At 73.3% G+C, this 22,124-nt stretch carries 22 protein-coding genes; 21 read left to right on the forward strand and 1 reads right to left on the reverse strand.

Going from position 1 to position 22,124, the window contains the following annotated elements:
- The first annotated feature begins 113 nt into the window (after positions 1–113).
- From BDZ31_RS07000 to BDZ31_RS07100, 21 genes are all read left to right on the forward strand, one after another.
- Positions 114–1,004, forward strand: a complete 891-nt coding sequence (locus tag BDZ31_RS07000; protein ID WP_183340305.1) for a VOC family protein — start codon at positions 114–116, stop codon at positions 1,002–1,004.
- On the forward strand, positions 1,001–1,741 hold the full coding sequence (locus BDZ31_RS07005; protein WP_183340307.1) for an SDR family NAD(P)-dependent oxidoreductase: 741 nt from the start codon (positions 1,001–1,003) through the stop codon (positions 1,739–1,741). Before BDZ31_RS07000 ends, BDZ31_RS07005 begins: the two co-directional genes overlap by 4 nt.
- Before the next feature lie 26 nt (positions 1,742–1,767).
- Positions 1,768–2,718 (forward strand): alpha/beta fold hydrolase, encoded by a 951-nt coding sequence (locus BDZ31_RS07010; protein ID WP_183340309.1) that lies wholly within the window; start codon positions 1,768–1,770, stop codon positions 2,716–2,718.
- A complete protein-coding gene (locus BDZ31_RS07015; protein WP_183340311.1) occupies positions 2,715–4,448 on the forward strand; it encodes a thiamine pyrophosphate-dependent enzyme in 1,734 nt (577 codons plus the stop codon). Before BDZ31_RS07010 ends, BDZ31_RS07015 begins: the two co-directional genes overlap by 4 nt.
- A gap of 25 nt (positions 4,449–4,473) precedes the next feature.
- A complete protein-coding gene (locus tag BDZ31_RS07020) occupies positions 4,474–5,994 on the forward strand; it encodes an aldehyde dehydrogenase family protein (protein WP_183340313.1) in 1,521 nt (506 codons plus the stop codon).
- A gap of 23 nt (positions 5,995–6,017) precedes the next feature.
- Positions 6,018–6,905 (forward strand): polysaccharide deacetylase family protein, encoded by an 888-nt coding sequence (locus tag BDZ31_RS07025; protein WP_183340317.1) that lies wholly within the window; start codon positions 6,018–6,020, stop codon positions 6,903–6,905.
- The gene (locus tag BDZ31_RS07030; RefSeq protein ID WP_183340319.1) at positions 6,902–7,378 is read left to right on the forward strand and encodes an ester cyclase; all 477 of its coding nucleotides are present in this window, start codon (positions 6,902–6,904) and stop codon (positions 7,376–7,378) included. The genes BDZ31_RS07025 and BDZ31_RS07030 overlap by 4 nt, the downstream gene beginning before the upstream one ends.
- On the forward strand, positions 7,375–8,241 hold the full coding sequence (locus BDZ31_RS07035) for an SDR family NAD(P)-dependent oxidoreductase (protein ID WP_183340320.1): 867 nt from the start codon (positions 7,375–7,377) through the stop codon (positions 8,239–8,241). The genes BDZ31_RS07030 and BDZ31_RS07035 overlap by 4 nt, the downstream gene beginning before the upstream one ends.
- A gap of 44 nt (positions 8,242–8,285) precedes the next feature.
- Positions 8,286–9,590, forward strand: a complete 1,305-nt coding sequence (locus tag BDZ31_RS07040) for an aromatic ring-hydroxylating dioxygenase subunit alpha (RefSeq protein WP_183340322.1) — start codon at positions 8,286–8,288, stop codon at positions 9,588–9,590.
- Complete coding sequence (locus tag BDZ31_RS07045; RefSeq protein ID WP_183340323.1) at positions 9,587–10,126, forward strand: aromatic-ring-hydroxylating dioxygenase subunit beta; 540 nt, start codon at positions 9,587–9,589, stop codon at positions 10,124–10,126. The genes BDZ31_RS07040 and BDZ31_RS07045 overlap by 4 nt, the downstream gene beginning before the upstream one ends.
- Positions 10,123–10,317 (forward strand): ferredoxin, encoded by a 195-nt coding sequence (locus BDZ31_RS07050; RefSeq protein ID WP_221242837.1) that lies wholly within the window; start codon positions 10,123–10,125, stop codon positions 10,315–10,317. The genes BDZ31_RS07045 and BDZ31_RS07050 overlap by 4 nt, the downstream gene beginning before the upstream one ends.
- Before the next feature lie 4 nt (positions 10,318–10,321).
- The gene (locus BDZ31_RS07055; RefSeq protein WP_183340325.1) at positions 10,322–11,065 is read left to right on the forward strand and encodes an SDR family NAD(P)-dependent oxidoreductase; all 744 of its coding nucleotides are present in this window, start codon (positions 10,322–10,324) and stop codon (positions 11,063–11,065) included.
- Positions 11,062–12,207 (forward strand): type 2 isopentenyl-diphosphate Delta-isomerase, encoded by a 1,146-nt coding sequence (fni, locus tag BDZ31_RS07060; protein ID WP_183340327.1) that lies wholly within the window; start codon positions 11,062–11,064, stop codon positions 12,205–12,207. Before BDZ31_RS07055 ends, fni begins: the two co-directional genes overlap by 4 nt.
- Positions 12,204–12,677, forward strand: a complete 474-nt coding sequence (locus BDZ31_RS07065) for a pyridoxamine 5'-phosphate oxidase family protein (protein ID WP_183340329.1) — start codon at positions 12,204–12,206, stop codon at positions 12,675–12,677. Before fni ends, BDZ31_RS07065 begins: the two co-directional genes overlap by 4 nt.
- Positions 12,678–12,764: 87 nt before the next feature.
- Positions 12,765–13,364, forward strand: coding sequence for a UbiX family flavin prenyltransferase (locus BDZ31_RS07070; protein WP_183340331.1), 600 nt, complete (start codon positions 12,765–12,767; stop codon positions 13,362–13,364).
- 158 nt (positions 13,365–13,522) lie between these two features.
- Entirely contained in the window at positions 13,523–14,347 is an 825-nt protein-coding gene (locus BDZ31_RS07075; protein ID WP_183340332.1) for an ABC transporter ATP-binding protein, read from the forward strand.
- Positions 14,344–15,147 (forward strand): ABC transporter permease, encoded by an 804-nt coding sequence (locus BDZ31_RS07080; protein WP_183340335.1) that lies wholly within the window; start codon positions 14,344–14,346, stop codon positions 15,145–15,147. The genes BDZ31_RS07075 and BDZ31_RS07080 overlap by 4 nt, the downstream gene beginning before the upstream one ends.
- Position 15,148: 1 nt before the next feature.
- On the forward strand, positions 15,149–15,928 hold the full coding sequence (locus BDZ31_RS07085; RefSeq protein WP_183340337.1) for an ABC transporter permease: 780 nt from the start codon (positions 15,149–15,151) through the stop codon (positions 15,926–15,928).
- Positions 15,929–15,979: 51 nt separating this feature from the next.
- Positions 15,980–17,068 (forward strand): ABC transporter substrate-binding protein, encoded by a 1,089-nt coding sequence (locus tag BDZ31_RS07090; RefSeq protein ID WP_183340340.1) that lies wholly within the window; start codon positions 15,980–15,982, stop codon positions 17,066–17,068.
- 14 nt (positions 17,069–17,082) lie between these two features.
- Positions 17,083–18,318, forward strand: a complete 1,236-nt coding sequence (locus BDZ31_RS07095) for an MFS transporter (RefSeq protein ID WP_183340342.1) — start codon at positions 17,083–17,085, stop codon at positions 18,316–18,318.
- Positions 18,319–18,426: 108 nt separating this feature from the next.
- Positions 18,427–19,800 (forward strand): NAD-dependent succinate-semialdehyde dehydrogenase, encoded by a 1,374-nt coding sequence (locus BDZ31_RS07100; RefSeq protein WP_183340344.1) that lies wholly within the window; start codon positions 18,427–18,429, stop codon positions 19,798–19,800.
- Between the two features lie 75 nt (positions 19,801–19,875).
- On the opposite strand, the gene BDZ31_RS07105 is transcribed toward BDZ31_RS07100, so the two are convergent.
- Positions 19,876–21,978, reverse strand: coding sequence for a methyl-accepting chemotaxis protein (locus BDZ31_RS07105; RefSeq protein ID WP_183340352.1), 2,103 nt, complete (start codon positions 21,976–21,978; stop codon positions 19,876–19,878).
- Positions 21,979–22,124 lie beyond the last annotated feature (146 nt).

Below are 22,124 nucleotides of genomic sequence, written 5' to 3' on the forward strand. Positions count from 1 at the left end.
CGCGGGCCGAGCGCCGGTCCGGGCGCCGCGGCGCTGTCCATGGCGTCGAAGCGGACTCGACGAAATGCACAAAATTCTCCCGATCCCTCACCAAAGCTGAGAGGCTGCGCACGATGAGCGGTGTCGGCAGTGCCTCCACGTTCTCGGCGGCACGCCTCGGTCGGCTCGCCGGCGTCACCGTGACGGTCCCCGACCCCGCCGCGACGGCGCGCTTCCTGACCGAGGGGATCGGCTTCCCGCTCGCCGAGACCGTCGGCGACGCGATCGCGATCCGCTGCGCCGGCGACTACGGTCCGCACGGCCAGACGGCGATCACGCTGCTGGAGGGAGAGGCGCTGGCGCTGCGCGCGATCACGTGGGAGGTCGCCGACGACTACGACCTCGGCGCGCTCGCCGACCGCCTCGCCGCGCGCGGTACCGAGACGCGCGAGACGGCCGCCGGCGGGCTCGCGTTCGCCGACCCGGCCGGCAATCCGCTCGCGCTGGAGCGGACCGCGACGGTCACCGTCCCGACGCCGCCGCACGGCCCGGTCGGGCCGCGCCGCCTCGGCCACCTCAACGTCAAGAGCCCGGCGCCGCCGGAGACGGCGGCCTTCTACCGCGAGGCGCTCGGGATGCTGCTCTCCGAGCAGATCGGCGACGGCCTCTGGTTCCTGCGGATCGGCGCCGAGCACCACAACCTCGGCCTGCGGCCGGGGGCGCGGGGCGAGCTCCACCACCTTGGCCTCGAGGTCAACGGCTGGCACGCCTACGAGCCGATCCTCGACCGGCTCGCGGCGCAGGAGCTGAAGGTCGAGTACGGCCCCGGCCGCCACGGTCCGGGACGCAACATTTTCACGTATGTCTGCGATCCCTCTTCCGGACTGCGAGTCGAGCTGTTCGCCGACATGGCGCAGATCCCGGACGAGACGACGTACGTGCCACCGCGATGGGAGGCGGGCGACCGCATGACGAAGACGATCAACCGCTGGGGGCCGACGCCCCCCGAGAGCTTCCTCGCATGAGCGACCCGCACGGGAAGGTCCTGCTCGTCGTCGGCGGCGCCTCGGGGATCGGCCTCGCGGCCGCCCGGATCGCCGCCGCCGACGGCGCCCGCGTCGTGATCGCCGACGTCGACCCGGCCGGCGCCGAGATCGCGGCCGGCCTCGACGGCGACGTCGCCTTCGCCGCCTGCGACAGCACCGACCTCGGCTCGCTCCAGCGGGCGGTCGACCTCGCCGTCGACCGCCACGGGCGGCTCGACCGGCTGTTCGCGACCGTCGGCGGCGCCGTCCTCGGCGAGATCGACGCGCTCGACCCGGAGACGTGGGAGCGCGAGCTGACCTTCAACCTCACCTCGGCCTACCTCGCCGCGCGCGCCGCGCTGCCGGCGATCACCGCCAGACGCGGCGGGGCGATCTGCTTCACGAGCAGCGGCCAGGCCGTGATGGCCGCGACCGACCGCGCCGGCTACGCCGCCGCGAAGGCCGGCCTGATCTCCTACACCCGCTCGCTCGCCGCCGCGGTCGCGGCCTCCGGCACGCGCGTCAACTGCATCGCGCCCGGCCCGACCGACACGCCCCGCTTCCGCGCGATGAACGGGGGCGACGAGGGCGTCGAGCGCGTGCGCGCGCAGATGCCGCTGGGAGAGATCCCCAGACCGGAGGACTGCGCCGAGGTCGCGCTCTTCCTGCTGTCCGACGCCGCCCGCCAGGTGACCGGACAGACCGTCCACGTCAACGGCGGGCTGCTGATGCCGTGAACCAGTCGAGCGAGAGAGGAGCGGCGATGAGCGCGACCGCCGGGAGAGCGGGCGGCGCCCGCGTCGGCCACGAGCCGAGAACGGGGCTGTACTGGGAGCTGCTCGGCCCGGACGAGCCGGGCTTCGACCCGCCGCTGCTGTTCATCCACGGCGGCGGCGCGACCGGCGCCTGCTGGCGCGCGACGCCCGACGGCCGCCGCGGCTGGGCCGACCTGCTCGCCGAGCGCGGCCATCGCGCCTGGGTCACCGACTGGCCCGGGACCGGCCGCTCCGGCAACCGCAACGGGCTGGAGATCGCCTACGCCGACGTCGTCGAGGGCTACCTGACGCTGCTGCGCGAGACGATCGGAGAGCCGGTCGTCGTCGTCTGCCACTCGATGGGCGGCGCCGTCACCTGGCAGCTGGTCGAGCACGCGCCGGAGCTGGTCGCCGGCGTGCTGTCGATCGCCGGCGCCTACCCGGCCAACGCGATGACGGGCAGATCGGAGGTCGTCTCCGACGACGGCCAGGTCGCGGTCGTCGACTTCGTCGACACCGGCGTGCGCAACAGCGTCGACCGCCGCGTGATGAACCTCTACGGCGACGGCTACGTCTACAAGCAGGGGATCGCGACCAGCACCCGCTTCCCGATGGACCAGGTCGACGCGATGCGCGCCGGCTTCGTCGGGCTGCCGCCGCGGATGCTGCTGCAGCGGCTCGGCGTCGAGCCGGGGCTGCCGCGCGTGGAGGACGGCGCCGGCTTCGTCGGCAAGCCGATCCGCCTGCTGACCGGCGGCGAGGACCCGGCCCACACGCGCGAGATCGAGGAGCGGACCGTCGCGATGCTGCGCGGCTGGGGCGCCGACATCGAGCTGGTGTGGCTGCCCGACCGCGGCATCGACGGCAACGGCCACTTCATGTTCTTCGAGGAGAACAGCGACGAGCTGCTCGAGATCGTCGCCGAGCAGCTGACCGCGGTCGGCGTGGCGGCGCGATGAGCAGGTACGGCTCCGACGCGATCGTCGATCTGCTGACGCAGGCGGGGATCGAGCAGGTCGCCTTCAACCCGGGGGCGAGCTTCCGCGGGATCCACGACTCGCTCGTCCACACCGACGGCGCGCCCGAGATCACGCTCTGCATGCACGAGATGGTCGCCGTCTCGATCGCGCAGGGCTACGCGAAGGCGGCCGGCAAGCCGATGGCGGCGCTGCTGCACAACGTCGTCGGCCTGCAGAACGCCTCGATGGCGATCTACAACGCGTGGTGCGACCGCGCGCCGATGCTGCTGCTCGGCGGCACCGGCCCGAAGGCCAAGCCCAACCGCCGTCCGTGGATCGACTGGATCCACACCGCCTCGGTGCAGGCGAACATCGTGCGCGACTTCGTCAAGTGGGACGACGAGCCGCACGACCTGTGGAGCGTCGAGGAGTCGTTCGCGCGCGGCAACGCGGCGGCGCGCGCCCTTCCCGGCGGCCCGGTCTACCTCTGCTACGACGTCGACCTGCAGGAGGATCCGCTGCCGGAGGGCTTCGCCGTCGGCGACCTCTCCCGCTACCCGATCCCGAGCGCTCCGGCGCCCGCTCCGGCCGACGTCGCCTGGCTGGCCGAGCGGCTGCGCGCGGCGCGGCGGCCGGCGATCCTCGCCGGCTACGTCGGCGAGGCGCCCGAGCAGTTCGCCGCGCTCGTCGCGCTTGCCGAGGCGCTCGGCGCGCCCGTGATCGACACGGGCGTCCGCCACGCCTTCCCGACGACCCACCCGCTCGCCGGCGCCGGCGTCGACGGCCTGCTCGACGAGGCCGACGTCGTGCTCGCGCTCGACGTCGAGGACCTGCACGCGCCGCTCGGCGCCCGCCTCGGCACCGCGCAGGCCGGACCGCCGGCGGCCGCCGGCGCCGCGCCGCTGGAGCTGCTGAACGTGACGCTCTCGACGCTGAAGCTGCGCGCCTGGGCCCACGACTACCAGCCGATGGCGCCCGGCGCCCGGCAGGTGACGGCCAGCGCCGACCTCGTCGTCGCGGCGCTGCTCGACGCGCTGCGGGCCGAGCCGCTCGATCCCGAGACGGTCTCCGCGCGCACGCGCGAGGTGAGCGAGCGGGTCCGCGCCGCGCGCGCCGGCTGGCAGGCGAGCGCCGCCGCGGCGAGCGCCGACGGCGTCGTCCCGCTGGAGCGGATGCTGCACGAGCTGGCGCAGGCGCTCGACGGCGAGCGTTACGTGCTCGGCGGGGGCACCAACGGGCGCCTCGAGCACCGTCATCTGGCGCTCGACCGGCCGCGCCAGTACGCCGGCTGGGCCGCCGGCGGCGGCCTCGGCTACGGCGTCGGCGGCGCGCTCGGCGTCGCGCTGGCGCAGCAGCCCGGCGACGGCACGATCACCGTCGACGTCCAGGCCGACGGCGACCTGCTGTTCCTGCCCTCCGCGCTGTGGACGGCCGCCCACAAGCAGCTGCCGGTGCTGATCGTCGTCAACGACAACCGCCAGTACGGCAACACGGTCGAGCACGCCGGCAAGATCGGCCGCCACCGCGGCCACGGCGACGCGCGCCGCTACGCCGGCGCCGGCCTCGCCGATCCGCCGGTCGACCTCGCCGCGATGGCGCGCAGCTTCGGCGTCTGGGCCGAGGGCCCGATCGGCGATCCGGAGCAGCTCGCCGAGCGCCTCGCCGAGGCGGTCGCGGTTGTGCGCTCCGGCCGCCCCGCGCTGCTCGACGTGCTCACGCCGGGCTTCTGAGAGTGAAGAGAGAGAGGACACGACGATGACCGAGACGCTCGTGCAGGACCCGATCGCGACGTACGTCGGCGGGCGCGAGTTCAAGATGCTGATCGGCGGCGAGTTCGTCGACGCGGCCGACGGTGCCGAGATCGAGGTCTTCGACCCGTCGACCGGCGCGGCGCTGACGCGCGTGCCGTCGGCCGGCGCCGCCGACGTCGAGCGTGCGGTCGCCGCCGCGCAGGCCGCCCAGCCGGCGTGGGAGGCGCTCGGCGTCGCCGGGCGCAGCGCCTGCTTCGCCCGCTTCGACGAGCTGCTGACCGAGCATCGCGAGCGGCTCGCGATGCTCGACGCGATCGACTGCGGCAACCCGGTCAAGGCGATGCGGATCGACGTCGACATCTGCCACGCCTACGTGCGCGGCTGGCCGTCGCTGGCGGCGGCGATGACCGGCGACGTGATCCCGGCCAGCCCCGGCAACCTCCACTACACGGCGCACAGACCGTACGGCGTCGTCGGCCGCATCACCGCGTTCAACCACCCGCTGATGTTCGCGGCGACCCGCCCGCTGCCGTCGCTGATCACCGGCAACACGCTCGTGATGAAGCCCTCGCCCGACACCTCGCTGTCGACGCTGGCGCTCGCCGAGCTGTTCCACGAGGCCTTCCCGCCCGGCGTCGTCAACATCGTCAGCGGCGGCGGCGACGCGGGCGACGCGCTCGTCACCCATCCCGTCGTCAAGCGGATCGCCTTCACCGGCTCGGTCCCGACCGGCCTGCTGATCCAGCGACGCGCCGCCGAGTCGGGCCACGTCAAGCAGCTCTCGCTCGAGCTCGGCGGCAAGAACGCGATGGTCGTCTTCCCCGACGTCGACCTCGACGAGGTCGTCGAGGGCGCGATCTACGGGATGAACCTCGACGTCTGCCAGGGCCAGTCGTGCGGCTCCAACTCGCGCGTGCTCGTCCACCGGCGGATCTACGACCAGTTCGTCGCGAAGATGGCCGACCGCCTCGGTGAGTACCGCGTCGGCGTCGCCTACGAGGAGTCGACCGACGTCGGCCCGCTCGTCTCCAGAGCGCACTACGACCGCGTCGCCGGCTTCGTCGAGTCGGGCGTCGCGGAGGGCGCGACGCTCGTGCGCGGCGGCGACCGCCCCGGCGACGCGCCGGAGGGCGGCAACTTCATCGTCCCGGCGCTGTTCGCCGACGTGCGTCCGGAGATGAAGATCGGCCGCGAGGAGATCTTCGGCCCGGTCGTCTCGGTCTTCCCGTGGGACGACTACGACGCGATGATCGAGCAGGCCAACGGCCTCGACCTGGGGCTGACGGCGAGCGTCTGGACCCACGACCTCGACGTCGCGCACAAGACGGCCGACCGCCTCGACGCCGGCTACGTCTGGGTCAACGACTCGACGCGCCACTACTTCGGCACGCCCTTCGGCGGCTCGAAGAACAGCGGCACCGGCCGCGAGGAGTCGCCCGACGAGCTGCTCAGCTACCTCGAGCAGAAGGTCGTCCACACGCGGCTGCGCGACCCGCAGGCCGCGCTGGCGCGGATGCTCGGCTGAACCCACCGACCAAGGAGCGGACCATGGATCACCAGCTGTTCGACCACTCGCCGATCATCCGCCGGCCGCGCGTGGAGCTGCCCGACGGCAAGCGGCTCGCCGTCTGGGTCGGGGTCAACGTCGAGCACTACCGCTTCGGCCAGCAGGCGCTCAGCCTCGCGCCGTTCACCGCGCAGCTCGTGCCCGACCCGCTCAACCACGGCTGGCGCGACTACGGCGCCCGCGTCGGCCTGTGGCGGCTGGCCGACCTGCTGGCGCGCCACGGCTTCCCGCTCAGCGCGATCACGAACGCGGCCGTCTTCGAGCACTACCCGGAGATCGCCGAGGAGGGCCGCGCGCGCGGCTGGGCGTGGGTCGGCCACGGCGTCGACAACTCGTCGTGGTGGGTCGGCATGGGCCCCGACGACGAGCGCGCCGCGCTGCAGGGAATCGTCTCCTCCTTCCGCGACGCGACCGGCGCCGCGCCGAGAGGCTGGCTCGGCCCGGCGCTGACGTCGACCGAGAACACGACCGCGCTGCTCGCCGAGCTGGGCTTCACGTACAGCCTCGACTGGGCCAACGACGACCAGCCCTACCCGCTCAACGTCCCGAGCGGCCGGCTGCTGGCGCTGCCGTACGCGAGCGAGGTCAACGACATCCCCGCGTTCGTGCTCCACCACCACACCGGCGAGCAGTTCGCGCAGTCGGTGATCGACCAGTTCGACCAGCTCTACGAGGAGGGCGCCGACAGCCTGCGCGTGATGGGGATCGGGCTGCACCCGTTCCTCGTCGGCCAGCCCTTCCGGGCGCGGCCGTTCGCGCGGGCGCTGGCGCACATCGCCAGCCACGACGACGTCTGGCTGGCGACCAGCGACGAGATCGCCGACTGGGCGCTCGGCGCGCTCCCCGCGCCGGAGGCGACGACGGCATGAGCGCCTCGCCCACCGTCGCCGCCGTCCGCGCGCACCTCGCGGCCGAGGACGCCGGCGACGCCGGGCGGGCGCTGGAGCAGTTCGCCGACGACTGCTGGTACGCGATCCCGGCGCAGGGCGTCGAGCTGCGGGGGAAGGCGGCGGTGCGCGACCACCACGAGCGCCTGCTGCGCGCCTTCCCCGACCTGCGCAACGTCGTGCTCGGCTGCCACGACGCCGGCGACCGCGTCTTCGCGCGGCTGCGCGTCGAGCGGACCCACCGCGGCGCGTGGGGCGGCGTGGCGGCGACCGGCCGCAGGCTGGCGACCGCCGCGCTGGCCGAGTTCGTGATCGCGCCCGACGGGCGGCTGGAGGCCGAGGTCGTCCACGCCAACCCGCTGGAGGCGCTCCACCAGCTCGGCGCCGTCCCGACGACGAACGCCTTCGAGCTGGCCGCCGCCTGGCGCGAGCTGGCGGGGGAGGGGGCGCGATGAGCGGCGCGGCCGGGGCGGGCGCGAGCGGCGCGGCGCCGGCGGGCGAGAGCGGCGCGGCGCGGGCCGGCGGGAGCGCGAGCGCCTGCGCGGCGCCGCGCGGGCACGGCCTGCTCGCCGGGCGGCGGGCGATCGTCACCGGCGGCTCGCGCGGGATCGGCGCGGGGATCGCGGAGACGCTCGCGCGCGAGGGCGCCGCGGTCGGCCTGATCGGCCGCGACGCGGCGGCGCTGACGCAGGTCGCCGGCAGGCTGCGCGTGCGCGCGGGCGCCGAGGTCGAGATCCGCGCCGCCGACCTCGCCGGCGGCGACGAGGTCGCCGCCGCGGTCGACGAGCTGGCGGGCGCGCTCGGCGGGGTCGACCTGCTCGTCAACAACGCCGGCACGACCGTCCGCGAGGACGCGCTCGCGCTGTCGGCCGACGACTGGGACCGCGTGCTCGCGGTCAACCTGCGGGCGGCCTTCGTCGCCTCGCAGGCGGCGGCGCGGGCGATGGTCGCCGGCGGGACGGGCGGCGCGATCGTCAACATCGCCTCGCTCAGCGCCCATTTCGGGATCCGCCGCGCGCCGGCCTACGCCGCCTCCAAGGGCGGCATCGTCCAGCTGACGAAGGCGCTCGCGCTCGAATGGGGCGTCCACGGGATCCGCGTCAACGCCGTCGCGCCGGGCTACGTCGCGACCGAGCTGACGCGGCCGCTGACCGACGACGCCGAGCGGCGCGAGGCGATCTCGCGGCGGATCCCGCTCGGCCGCTGGGGCTCGCCGGAGGACGTCGGCGGCGCCGTCGCGCTGCTCTGCTCGCCGCTGGCCGGCTACGTCACCGGCCAGGTCCTGTACGCGGACGGCGGCTATGCAACCGATGGCTGACGACTGTATACTGTTGCCTTGCCGGTCTCGATTGGAGGGATGAGTTGACGCACGTCGCGATCAATGTCGAGGAGCGCTTGCGGGCGACCGTGCGCCCGGAGACGGGAGAGATCCCGCTCTTCACCTACGCCGACCCCGAGGTCTACAAGCTCGAGCTCGAGCGCATCTTCGGACGCGTCTGGCTGTTCGTCGCGCACGAGTCCGAGCTGGAGGAGGAAGGCGCCTTCGTCGTGCGGCAGATGGGCGAGCAGTCGGTCATCGTCGCCCGCGGCGACGACGGCGAGATCCGCGTCTTCCTCAACGCCTGCCGCCACCGCGGGATGAAGCTGACCTGCGAGGACCGCGGCGTCACGTCGTACTGGCGCTGCCCGTACCACGGCTTCACGTTCGCCAACCACGGCAACTTCATGGGCACGCCGTTCGAGCGCGCCGCCTACCCGCCCGACGGGCTCGACCGCGAGCGCCTCAGACTGATCGAGGCCCGCTGCGACAGCTACGCCGGGCTGATCTTCGCCACCTGGACCAGAGAGGGCGAGGGCCCGTCGCTGCCCGACTTCCTCGGCGACATGCGCTGGTACCTCGACATCTTCGCCGGCCGCGCGCGGATGGAGCTGCTCGGCGAGGCGCAGCGGTGGGTCGTGCCGTCGTCGTGGCGGCTGCCGTCGGAGAACTTCGCCTCCGACGCCTACCACACCGCCACCGCCCACGCCTTCCTCTCCAGACTGGGACTGGTCAGAAGCGTCGACTTCGGCAAGGACGGCTACCACGTCGACGCCGGCGGCCACGGCCTCGGGATGGGCGTCCACGACGACGACCCGGGCTCGTACTTCCCCGACGAGCTGGAGGCGGAGTACCGCTCGCGGCTCGACGACGACCAGCTGGCGCTGCTGCACCGGATCAAGAACTTCCACGGCAACGTCTTCCCGAACCTGTCGTTCCTGATCCCGAACTTCATCCCGGTCGACGGCAGACTGGTCACCGGCATGATGCTGCGCGTCTGGCAGCCGATGGGGCCCGACAGGATGCAGGCCTGGTCGTGGTTCCTGGTCGAGAAGGACGCGCCCGAGTGGTGGAAGACGCTCGGCCGCAGAATGTACGTCCAGACCTTCAGCTCCGGCGGCATGTTCGACCAGGACGACACGGAGGTGTGGGAGGCGCAGACGGCCGTCGCCGTCGCCGCGCGCTCGCGCTCCGACGAGGTCATGCTCGATTACACGATGGGCCTGGACGCGGAGCCGCTGACCGACTTCCCCGGCCCCGGCACCGTCTACGCCGGCAAGTTCAGCGAGGCCGCCGGCCGCAGCTACTACCGCAGATGGCTCGACCTGCTGCTGGAGGAGGGGAGATGAGCGCCGGTTCGATCTGGGTGCTGCCCGCGGAGGCCGTCTCGCCGGCGGCCCGCCTGGCGGCCGAGGACTTCCTGATCGCAGAGGCGGCGATGCTCGACGAGCGCCGCTTCGACGAGTGGATCGAGCTGTTCACCGACGACGTCGAGTACATCGTGCCGGTGCGCACGATCCGCCGCGTCGGCAACGGCTCCGACATCGACTGGGAGAGCCGCCACTACGACGACAACAAGGCGTCGCTGAGCCTGCGCGTGCGCCGGCTGTCGACCGACGTCGCGTGGTCGGAGGATCCGCCGTCGTTCACCCGCCGCGTGCTCGGCAACTTCCGCTACACGCCCGGCCCGGCGGCGACCGAGCTGACCGTCAAGACCAACCTCCTGCTGTTCCGCAGCCGCGGCACGACCGGCGATCACGACCTGATCGCCGGCGAGCGCACCGACGTGCTGCGGCTGGTCGAGGGGGAGCTGAAGATCGCCAAGCGCCACGTCGTCCTCGACCAGGCGATGCTCGGCACGAAGAACCTGGGAGTGTTCCTGTGAGAGTCACCGTCGACCTGACGAAGTGCAACGCCTACGCGAACTGCCTGATGGAGGCGCCCGAGGTGTTCGACCTCGACGGCGCCAGCGGCCTCGCCGTCGTCACGCAGGAGCAGCCGCCTGAGGAGCTGCGCGCGAGAGTCGAGGCGGCCGCGCGCGTCTGCCCCGTCCAGGCGATCACGGTCGAGGACTGAGCCGATGTCCGGCGACGCCGTCGACCGCCCCGATCCGCTCGCGGCGCTGCGCGGCGCGCCGGTCGTCGTCTCCGGCGGCGCCGGCGGCATCGGCGTCGCGCTGCTCGGCGCGCTCGAGCGGGCCGGTCTGCGGACCGCCTCGATCGACCTGCGCGCCAGCGGCGCCGCGACGCTCGACCTCGTCGCCGACGTCGCCGATCCGGCCGCCGTCGAGCAGGCGGTGGCGCAGGTCGCGGAGGAGCTGGGCGCGCCGGGCGCGCTCGTCTCCGCCGCCGGCGTCGTCTCCGAGCACCCGCTCGGCGAGCTGGCGCCCGAGGAGTGGCGCCGGGTCGTCGACGCCTCGCTGACGAGCGGCTTCCTGCTCGCGCGCGCCGTCGCGCCCCACCTCGTCGCACGCGGCGGCGGACCGATCGCGATGGTCTCGACCGGCTACGCGACGAAGGGGATGCTCCACGGCCCCCACTACGCCGCCGCGAAGGCCGGCGTCGAGGCGCTCGTGAAGTCGCTCGCGCTCGAGCTCGGGCCGAGCGGCGTGCGCGTCAACGCGGTCGCGCTCGGGCCGGTCCGCACGCCGATGCTCGACGCCAAGCCCGGCTTCGACGAGGCGGCGGTCGCCGCGACGCTGCCGCTGCGGCGGGTCGGCACGGTCGCCGACGCCGTCGACCCGCTGCTGTTCCTGCTGGGCGAGGGGAGCGGGTGGGTGACCGGCCAGGTGCTGCACGTCAACGGCGGGATGCTGATGCCATGAGCGCCGCCGCGGGCACGACCCAGGGGGCGACGCTGCGCGCCCGCAAGGAGGAGCATCAGCGGCTGGCCGCGACCGACGCGGTCCAGACGCGGACCCCGCCCGGGTGGGGCGACATCCACCTCGTCCACGAGGCGCTGCCCGAGGTCGACCTCGACGCCGTCTCGCTGGAGACCGAGCTGCTCGGCAGGACGCTGCGCGCTCCGCTGGTGATCGCCGGCATGACCGGCGGCCATGACGGCGCGACCGCGGTCAACGCGGCGCTGGCGCGCGCCGCCGAGCGCCACGGCCTCGCGATCGGCCTCGGCAGCCAGCGGGCCGCGCTCGTCGACCCGACGCTGGAGCCGACCTATGCGGTCGTGCGCGAGCACGCGCCGAGCGCGTTCGTGATCGGCAACGTCGGCGCCGCGCAGCTGGTCGAGCAGGGGGGCAAGGGCCCGCTGACCTTGGCGCAGCTGCGGCGGACGGTCGAGATGATCGACGCCGACGCGCTCGCGATCCACCTCAACGTGCTGGAGGAGAGCGTCCAGCCGGAGGGCGACCGCCGCGCCCGCGGCGTCGCCGACGCGATCGCCGAGCTGGTCGGGACGCTCGGCGTGCCGGTGATCGTCAAGGAGACCGGCGCCGGGATCGCGCGCACGACCGCCGAGCGCCTCGCCGCCCTGGGGGTCGGCGCGCTCGACGTCGGCGGCCTCGGCGGCACCAGCTTCGCGCTCGTCGAGCGGCTGCGCGCGCAGCTCCAGCACGACCAGCGCGGGATCGAGCTCGGCGAGGACCTCGCCGAGTGGGGGATCCCGACCGCCGTCTCGCTTGCCGGGGCGCGCACCGCCGGGCTGCCGCTGATCGCGACCGGGGGGATTCGCTCCGGCCTCGACGCGGCGAAGGCGCTGGCGCTCGGCGCGACCGCCGTCGGCGTCGCACGGCCGCTGCTGCTGGCCGCGCTCGACGGCGACGCGGCGCTCGACGCCTGGATCGGCCGCTTCCTGGAGACGTTGCGGACGGTGCTGCAGCTGACCGGCTGCACGACCGCCGCGCAGCTGCGCGAGCGCCCGCTGGTCGTCGGCGGCGAGACGCGCGCCTGGATCGACGACCTTGGCTACGGCCCGCTGCGGCCGGCACCCGCGGCCTCGGAGCCCGGCCGATGAGCCGCGCGCTCGACCCGGTCGTTCCGCCGCCGCTGCGCGCGCTGCTCGACGCCGACCCGGGCGCCGAGGCGGCCGACGGCTTCACGCTGCTGCTGCTGACGACGCGCGCCGACGGCTGGCCCCACCAGGCGATGCTGAGCGTCGGCGAGGTCGCCTGCGCCGGCGACGATCGGCTGGCGCTCGCGGTCTGGCCGTCGTCGAGCTCGACCGCCAACCTGCGCGAGCGCGGCCGCGCGACGCTCACCGCCGTCGTCGACGGCGTCAGCTACCTGCTGCGGCTCGACGTGCGGGAGGCCGGCGAGCTGGCGACCCCGCTGGGCGGCACGCTCGCGCGCTTCGACGCGCGCGTCGTCGCCGCCGTCGCCGACGAGGCGCCGTACGCGCGCCTGGAGGACGGCGTCCGCTTCACGCTCAACGACCGCGACGCGACGCTGACGCGCTGGCGCGAGGTGAAGGAGGCGCTGCGCTGATGAGCGCGCAATCGCTCGGCCTGAGGCCTCGGATTGCGTCGGAAGAACTCGCCGGAGGCTCGTTCTTCCCGGCTGGAAGGTCGCCGAATGAGCGCCTCTGAGCGTCCGAGGCGCCTGATCGTCGGGATCAGCGGCGCGAGCGGCCCGCAGCTCGGGGTGCGGATCGTCGAGGTGCTGCGCGAGCGGACCGACGTCGAGATCCACCTGATCCTCAGCAGAGGGGCGCGCGCGACGATCGCCTACGAGACCGACCGCGACCCCGACGAGGTCGTCTCGCTCGCGCACGTCGTCCACGACGAGCGCAACCTCGCGGCGTCGATCGCCAGCGGCACGTTCGTCACCGACGGGATGGTGATGGCGCCGTGCAGCATCAAGACGCTCAGCGCGGTCGCCAACAGCTTCAACGACAACCTGCTCGTGCGCGCCGCCGACGTCTGCCTGAAGGAGCGGCGGCCGCTCGTGCTGCTCGTGCGCGAGACGCCGCTCCACGCCGGCCACCTGCGCCTGATGGCGCAGGCGACCGAGCAGGGCGCGGTCGTGCTGCCGCCGGTGATGGCCTTCTATCACCGGCCGGCGACGGTGCAGGAGCTGATCGACCACACGGTCGTCAAGACGCTGGACCAGTTCGGGATCCATCTCGACCTCGTCCGGCGATGGGAGGGGCCGCAAGGCCAGCAGGGGGCGTAGGGGCCGCGCGCGGGCTCGTCCCACCGGACGGGCGCGCGGATTTCTCTCGCACGGGAGGGCGGGAGCCGGCTTGACAGGGCGGCAGTACGCTGCCTATCGTAATCTGTATACAGTCGTCAGGACCCGCGAGACAGTGGGAGACGGTGAGGAGAGAAGAGATGACTGAGGCCGCGACGGCCCCACATGACCACGGCCCGGTGCAGGCGCGACCGACCGCCGTCGCCGTGCGCGGGGTCAGCAAGACGTTCGGCAACGGCGCCTCGGCGGTCACCGCCCTCGACGACGTCTCCTTCGACGTCCCGCAGGGCAGCTTCCTCTCGGTGCTCGGCCCCTCCGGCTGCGGCAAGTCGACGCTGATGCGGCTGGTCGCCGGCCTCCAGCCGGCCAGCACCGGCACGATCGAGGTCGCCGGCGGGACGCCGGACGAGATGCGCCGCGCGCGCGAGTTCGGGATCGTCTTCCAGCAGCCGGTGCTGTTCGACTGGCGCACCGTCGAGCAGAACGTCGGCCTGCCGCTGCAGATCATGGGCAGACCGAAGGGCGAGGCGCGCGAGCGGGTCGAGCACATGCTCGAGCTGGTCGGCCTCTCGGACTTCCGCAAGCACCGCCCGTGGCAGCTCTCCGGCGGCATGCAGCAGCGCGTCTCGATCGCCCGCGCGCTCACCTTCGCGCCGCCGTTCCTGCTGATGGACGAGCCGTTCGGCGCGCTCGACATGATGACGCGCGAGAGAATGCAGACCGAGCTGCTGTCGATCTGGGCCAGCAACCCCGGGACGACGGTGATCTTCATCACCCACTCGATCTCCGAGGCGGTGCTGCTGTCGGATCGGATCGTCGTGATGAGCGCCCGCCCCGGCCGCGTCCTGAAGGTGATCGACGTCGACCTGCCGCGCCCGCGCACCGACGAGACGCGCGACTCCAAGGAGTTCGTCGACGTCGAGGCCGAGATCCGCCAGCTGATCTTCTCGCAGGAGGGCAGATGAGCCTCGCACCCGGCACGAAAGGGCGCGAGCGCCTGATCACCGCGGCGGTCGTCGTCGGGGTGCTGGCGCTGTGGTACGTCGCCGCCCTGCTGGTGCAGTCGGGCGACGACCCGCTCGCCGCCTCGAAGCTGCCCTACCCGCACGGCGTGATCGAGCAGATCGTCGACAACCGCTCGGTGCTCGCCGAGGCCGGCTGGACGACGCTCAAGCAGGCGCTGATCGGCTTCGCCGTCGGCGCGGTCGTCGGCATCTTCTCCAGCGTCGTGATGGCGCAGGCGGCGTGGCTGGAGGCGGGCGTGATCCCGTTCATCCTCGCCGCGCAGATGATCCCGATGATCGCGCTCGTCCCGATCGCGCAGAACATCTTCAAGAACGACGACGTGACGCGCATCTTCATCGCCGCGTTCATCACCTTCTTCTCGGTCTCGATCGCGGTCCTGCGGGGGCTCAAGTCGGCGCCGCCGCCGGCGTACGAGCTGATGTCCTCCTACAACGCCGGGCGCGCGAAGACGCTGCGCTACCTGCGGCTCCCGGCGGCCGTGCCGATGATGTTCACCGGCCTGCGGATCGCGGCGCCGCTCAGCCTCGTCGGCTCGGTGCTGGTCGACCTCTCCGGCGCCCAGTCGGGCCTCGGCTACCTGATGCTCGCCGCGATCACCTTCGGCTCCGAGGGGGCCGCCGTCCTGTGGGGCGCGATGATCGTGCTGCTGGCGCTCGGCTTCCTGATGACGCAGGCGGTCGTGCTGGTCGAGCGGATCGTCGCCCCCTGGCAGCCCGACCTCCGTCACGGGAAGGCCTGAGATGAGCACCGCAACCGCCACGCGCGTGCGCAACGTCGTCGCGCCGCTCGTCATCTTCGTCGTCTTCGTCTCGCTCTGGCAGGCGCAGGTCTTCAACGACCTGTTCGGCCTCGAGACGTTCGCGATCCCGCTGCCCGACCAGATCGTCGAGGCGGCCGGCGACAACACCGCCGAGCTGTGGAGAGCGTTCGGCCAGACCTTCACCGCGGTCCTGCTCGGCTACTCGCTCGGCAACGGCCTCGGCTTCGTGCTCGCGCTGCTGCTGCTGGCGCTGCCGCACGGCGCCGCCCGCCGCGCCGGCGCCGCCTTCACCGCATTCCAGGCGCTGCCGATCATCGCGATCGCGCCGCTGGTCGCGCTGTGGGTCCCCGACAGCCTCTGGTTCAAGGCCTGCGTCGTGACGATCATGGTCTTCCCGTCGATGCTCGTCTACGCCTGGCGCGGGATGAGCGGCGTGCCGCCGGAGTCGCTGGAGCTGATGGCCTCCTACCGCGCCTCGACGCGGCAGATCCTGACCGGCCTGCGGATCCCCGCCGCGGTCCCGCAGATCTTCACCGCGCTCAAGTACACGACCGTGCTCGCGCTGATCGGCGTCGTCGTCTGCGAGATCCTCAAGTCCCACGACGGCCTCGGCTACGAGATCCACGACGCGCTGCAGCTGTTCAGCACGCCGCTGGCGTGGGCCGCCGTCGGGATCCTCGCGCTCGTCGGCATAGCGACGTACACGGTGCTCGTCGTGCTCGAGCGCGCGCTCTTCCCCTGGGCGGCCCGGCGTGGTTGAGGGCCGCGCCGGCTCGCTTGTCGCACTCCGTACATCCACAAGGAGGGTGCTGTGAGATCTATCCACTGGCTGCTGGCCGGCGCCGCGGCGCTGGCGGTCGCCGTCGGCGGCTGCGGGAGCAGCGACGACGACGGCGGCGGCAGCGCGACGGCGGCCGCCACGTCGGCGTCGACGACGGCCACCGCGACGGCCGAGAGATGCGAGAACGTCAAGGCGACGTACCAGCTGAGCTTCTTCCCGAACGCGCAGTACGTCGGTGCGCTGGTCGCCTTCGACAGGGACTACTTCGCCGAGGAGGGCCTCGACGTCGAGATGAAGCCGGGCGGTCCGACCGTCAACCCGGCGCTCCAGCTCGCGCAGGGCAACGTCGACTTCGCCTCGATGCCGCTCAGCGACGCCTACAACGCCGCCGCCAACGGCGGCAGAATCGTCCAGATCGGCCAGGCGACGCAGCAGAACCCGCTGCGCTACATCTCCTTCAAGGACGAGGTCAGACTGGAGTCCCCGGCTGACCTGAAGGGCAAGTCGGTCGGCGCTCAGCAGGCCGGCAACCTCTCGCCGGAGCTGAAGGGCATGCTCGACGAGGCCGGGCTGTCGGACTCCGACATAACGATCAGACAGATCTCCTTCAACGTCGACGACTTCGTCGCCAGACGGGTCGAGGTCTTCCCGGCGCGCGTCTACGCCCACTTCTCGATGCTCGAGGCGAAGGGCTTCAGATACCCCGACGACTTCGACACGCTCGACCCGAACGAGTACGGCGCCGGCGTCGCCGACGAGGGCGAGTACGTCAACGCCGGCTTCCACGCCGAGCACCCGGAGGCGGCCGCCTGCTTCCTGAGAGCGGTCAAGAGAGGCTGGGCGACGGCGCTCGCGGACGAGGCGGCGGCGGTCGCGGCCGTCACGAGATACTCGCCGAGAGGCGCGTTCACCGCGCGCGACATCGAGGTCGGCGTCAGAGAGATGCTGAAGCTCGGGTCGACGACCGCCGACGGCGAGAGAGCGGAGCCGCTCCATCTCGACGTCGACTACATCACCGAGTCGGTGAGACTCCTGCACGACGCGGGCGTCGTCAAGGGCGATGTCGACCTCGACACGTTCATCGACGTCGGCCCGCAGGAGGCGGTCGAGGGCAACTGAGCCCGCACCGTCGGATGACGCGCCGGCGCAGCTCGCGCCGGCGCGTCGAAGCGCGGCCGCGGCGGGTCGTCGCCAGCCTCACGCTGGCGGCGCTCGCCTACTCCGTGATGCAGATGATGGTCGTGCCGGCGCTCCCGGCGATCCAGCGCGACCTCGACGCCAGCGCCGACGCCGTCGCCTGGCTGATCTCGGCCTTCCTGCTCAGCACGGCGATCTCGACGCCGCTGCTCGGCCGCCTCGGCGACCGCTTCGGCAAGGGCCGCATGCTGATCGCGGCGCTCGTGATCTTCACGCTCGGCTCGCTGCTGGGCGCGCTGGCCCCTTCGCTGGAGGCGCTGATCGTCGCGCGCGTCCTGCAGGGCTGCGGCGGCGCCGTCTTCCCGCTCGCCTACGGGCTGGCGCGCGACACGCTGCCGCCGGAGCGGGTCGCGGTCGCGATCGGCACGGTCTCGGGCAGCTTCGGGATCGGCGGCAGCGCCGGCCTGGTGCTGAGCGGGCCGCTGGTCGACCACGTCTCGTGGCATGCGATCTTCTGGGTCGGGATCGCGATGTCGGTGGTGGCGATCCCGCTGGTCGCCGCGACCCTGCCGCTCGGCGGCCGTCGTCCGCCGTCGCCGATCCTCGACCTGAGGCTGCTGGTGCTGCCGGCGGTCTGGCCGGCCAACGCGATCGGCGTGCTGGCCGGCTTCGGCATGTACGCGACGGGCTACCTCGTGCCGCAGCTGGTCCAGGCCGATCCCGCCCACGGCGACGTCGGCTTCGGCGCCGGCGTGACGGCGACCAGCCTCTTCCTGCTGCCGGCGCTGCTGAGCGGGCTCGCCGCCGGCATATGGGCCGGGGCGCTGACCCGCCGCTTCGGGCCGCGCATGCCGCTGATGCTCGGCGCGATTGGGATGGTCGCCGGCTACGCGCTGCTGGCCTTCGCCCACGACATCCGCTGGCCGGTCTACGTCGGCACGCTGCTGGCGCACGGGATCGGCCTCAACCTGCTGCTGGCCGCGATGGCCAACGCCGTCGTCGCGGCGGTGCCGGCGACGCGGACGGGGGAGGCGGCCGGCGTCAACACGATGCTGCGGACGGTCGGCGGCGCGCTCGGCGGCCAGGTCGTCGCCGCGGTCGCGCTGGTCGGCGCCGGCGCCGCCGGGCTGCCGACCAGCCGCGGCTTCATGCTCGCGTTCGGGCTGTGCGCGGCGCTGCTTGCGCTCGCGGTCGTCCTCGCCGCGCTGATCCCCGCGCAGAGACGACTGTAAACTGGCGACACTTCTTCCGCCGCGACGACCGCGGATCGCCGCCCCTCGGGGACGGCGAGATCCGCGGTGGTCGGCGGCGCGCCACCCACACCACCGGAGGACGCACCGATGACCGACCGCCACGCGACCAGCGTCGACCCCGCCACCGGCGCGCTGCTGGAGCGCTACCCGCTGCACGACGACGCCGCGGTCGACGCGGCGCTGGGGCGGGCGCGCGCCGCGCAGCTGCGCTGGTGGGACGCCGGCTTCGAGCACCGCGCCGAGGTGCTGCGCGCGATCGCGCGCGAGCTGCGGGCCGAGCAGGAGCCGCTCGCGCAGCTGATCTGCGCGGAGATGGGCAAGACGCTGCGAGAGGCGCGCGCCGAGGTCGAGAAGAGCGCCTGGGTCTGCGAGTACTACGCCGACAACGGCGCCGACCAGCTCGCCCGCGAGCCGATCGCGACCGAGTGGAGCGAGACCTACGTGCAGTTCCCGCCGCTCGGCGTCGTGCTCGCCGTGATGCCGTGGAACTACCCGGTCTGGCAGGTGATGCGGGCGGCGGCGCCGGCGCTGATGGCCGGCAACACGTTCGTCCTCAAGCACGCCTCCAACGTCACCGGCTGCGCGCTGGCGCTCGGCGAGCTGATCGCGAGAGTCGAGGCGTCGCTGATGGAGGTCGTCGTGATCGGCGGCCGCGACGTCGCGCGCGTGATCGCCGACGACCGCATCGCCGCGGTCACGCTGACCGGCTCGGAGGGCGCCGGCGTCGCCGTCGCGACCGCCTGCGCGCAGGCGCTGAAGCCGTCGGTGCTCGAGCTGGGCGGCTCGGATCCGTTCGTCGTGCTCCACGACGCCGACATCGACGCCGCCGCCGACATGGGCGTCAGAGCGCGCTTCTCCAACACCGGCCAGAGCTGCGTCGCGGCGAAGCGGTTCATCGTCGTCGAGCAGGTCGCCGACGCCTTCGAGGAGGCGTTCGCCGCGCGCGCGGCCGCGCTCGTGATGGGCGACCCGCGCGAGGAGGTCGACCTCGGCCCGATGGCGCGCGTCGACCTGCGCGACGAGCTCGCCGACCAGGTCGCGCGCGGGGTCGCCGCCGGCGGCCGGGTGCTCGCCGGCGGCGAGGTCCCCGACGGGCCGGGCGCCTACTACGCGCCGACGGTCGTCGGCGGCGTCGCGCCCGACAGCCCGCTCGCGCGCGAGGAGACGTTCGGGCCGGCCGCCGCGGTGCTGCGCGTGCCCGACGAGGAGGCGGCGATCGCGCTCGCGAACGCCTCACCCTACGGCCTCAGCTCGAGCGTCTGGTCGCGCGACGTCGAGCGCGTGAAGACGCTCGCGCGCAGAGTCGAGGCCGGCGCCGTCTTCGTCAACACGATGACGGCCTCGGACCCGCGCGTGCCGTTCGGCGGCGTCAAGCGCTCCGGCTGGGGCCGCGAGCTCGGCGCCTTCGGCATCCGCGAGTTCGTCAACGTCCAGGCGATCACGGTCGCGCCCAGACGCTGACCCGCCCCGCAGGCCGGAGGAGTGGCGCTCCGGGGGTGCATATCACCCCCGGAACGCCGCTCCTCCGGGTGCGGGCTAGGCGTTGAGGATCTCGACGTCGATGCGGAAGCCGGAGACGAGCCGCTCCAGCTCGTCGGCGGTGCGCGCCAGCTCCTGCGCGGCGGCGGCGACCTCCTGCGTCGAGGCGGAGGTCTGCTGGGTCGAGGCCGAGACCTGCTCGGTCGAGCTCGACGACTGCTCGGCGACGGCGATCACGTCGGCCATGCTCGCCTGCATCCGCGTCGCGCGGGTCGAGATCTCGCCGACCGCGTTCGCTATCTCGCCGACGCGCGTCGTCATGTTGTCGACCGCCGAGGCGATCTCGAGGAACGAGCCGCGCGCCTCCTCGACCGTCGCCGCGCCCTCCTCGGTCTGGCGCGAGCCGGTCTCGACGACCTCGACGGCGCGGCCGGTCTCCTCCTGGATCTGCTCGATCAGCCCGGCGATCGACGAGGCCGCCTGCTGGGACTCCTCGGCGAGCTTGCGGACCTCCTCGGCGACGACGGCGAAGCCGCGGCCCTGCTCGCCGGCGCGCGCCGCCTCGATCGCGGCGTTGAGCGCGAGCAGGTTGGTCTGCTCGGCGATCCCGGTGATCGTGTCGACGATCCCGCCGATCTCGCCCGACTTCTCGCCGAGCGTGCGGATCGTCGCCGTCACGTCGGCGGAGGAGGCGCGCACCGACGCCATCGCCTCGGTCGCCTGCGCGACGGTCGCGGCGCCGTGCTCGGCGACGGCGCGGGCCTGGTCGGCGACGCGCGAGGCCTCCTCGGCGCTCCCGGTCGAGCTGTCGGTCGCCGAGACGACGTCGGCGGTCAGGCGCCGGGCCTCGCCGACGGTGCGGACCTGCTGCTCGGCGCCGGCCGCGACCTCGCCGACGGCGCTCGCGATCTCGCCGATCGCGCGGCCGGTCTCCTCGGAGGTCGTCGCCATCTGCTGCGACGCGCTCGCGACCGCCTGCGACTCGCGCGAGATCTGGCGCAGGGTCGCCGACATGCGGCCGCGCATCTCCTCGTAGCCGTCGACGGAGGTGCGCAGCTGGCCGAGCATCGTGTTGAAGATCTCGCCCAGGCGCCCGAGCCGCGCGTCCTCCTCGGCGGTCAGCGGCGCCGTCGTCGCGTGCGCGGCGACGGTCAGGTCGCCGGCCGCGACGGCCGCCAGCGCGCGGTCGAGCTCGGCCAGCTCCTCGCGGCTGAGCTGCTCCATCCGCGCGACCAGCGACTCGAGCGAGGAGCGGTCGCCGAGCGCCTCGCGCAGCTCGCGGCTCATGCCGGCGAAGGCGATCCCGAGCACGTCCCTGTCGGACTTCGGCTCGACCTCGACCGACAGGTCGCCGGCCGCGATCGCCTGCGCGGCCGCGGCGGTCTCCTCGAGGTAGGCGATCATCTCGCGGAAGGCGGCGGCCATCTCGCCGATCTCGTCGCGCGAGCGCACCTCGACGCGCTGGCTGACGTCGCCGCGGGCGATCCCGCGGGCCGCGGAGAGCATCTGCCGCAGGCCGCCGGCGATCCCGCGCGACAGCCAGGCCGCGAGGCCGATCGCGATCAGCGCGAGCGCGCCCAGCAGCACGAGCACGATCGTGCGCGTCTCGGCGACGGCGTCGCTGTTGCGGGCGACCTCGGCGAGCGCGAGCGTCTTCTGGTGGTCGAGCACCGGCTGGGTGTTGGCGCGGACGGCGGCGGCCGCTCTGCTCGCCTCCGCTCCGGTGAGCGTCTCGCCGGCGCCGGCGAGGTCGCCGGCGCGGACCTGGCCGGCGAGCGGTCTGGTGACGGCGAGGTAGGCCTGGAAGGCGTCGTCGAGTCTGCCGGCGTTGGCCTTGTCTCTCTCGTCGCTGCCCTCGGTCCGGCCGGTGTGGAGGATGCCGGAGATCATCTTGGCGCTCTCCTCGATTCTTCTCTCCAGCGCGGCGCGGCGGTCGGGTGAGGAGGTCGCCAGCAGCGTCAGCTGGTCCTCGCGGAAGTCCTTCAGCATGCCGTCGAGCCCGTAGACGATCACGAGCGAGTCGAGGCTCTCGTTGCCGAGATGGCGCGTGACGTCGTTGACGTCGTCCAGGCGCGTGATCGCGATCGCGCCGACGACGCCCATCAGCGCCACGAGCGCCAGGAAGGCGCCCAGCAGCTTGGTCCTGACGTTGAGCTTCACTCCGGTCCCCTCTGTCTTTCCGTGTGGATCGACCAGGGTGATCGGCCGCTTCGCTCCAAGCTTCAGCGTGCCAGGAAATTCTGTAGCCATTTGACCTTGTGTATACAGTAGGCTTCCCGTCGTAACCGCATCGAGAGAGGTCTTCC

It is taken from the genome of Conexibacter arvalis (genome assembly GCF_014199525.1).
GTDB classification, from domain to species: domain Bacteria; phylum Actinomycetota; class Thermoleophilia; order Solirubrobacterales; family Solirubrobacteraceae; genus Conexibacter; species Conexibacter arvalis.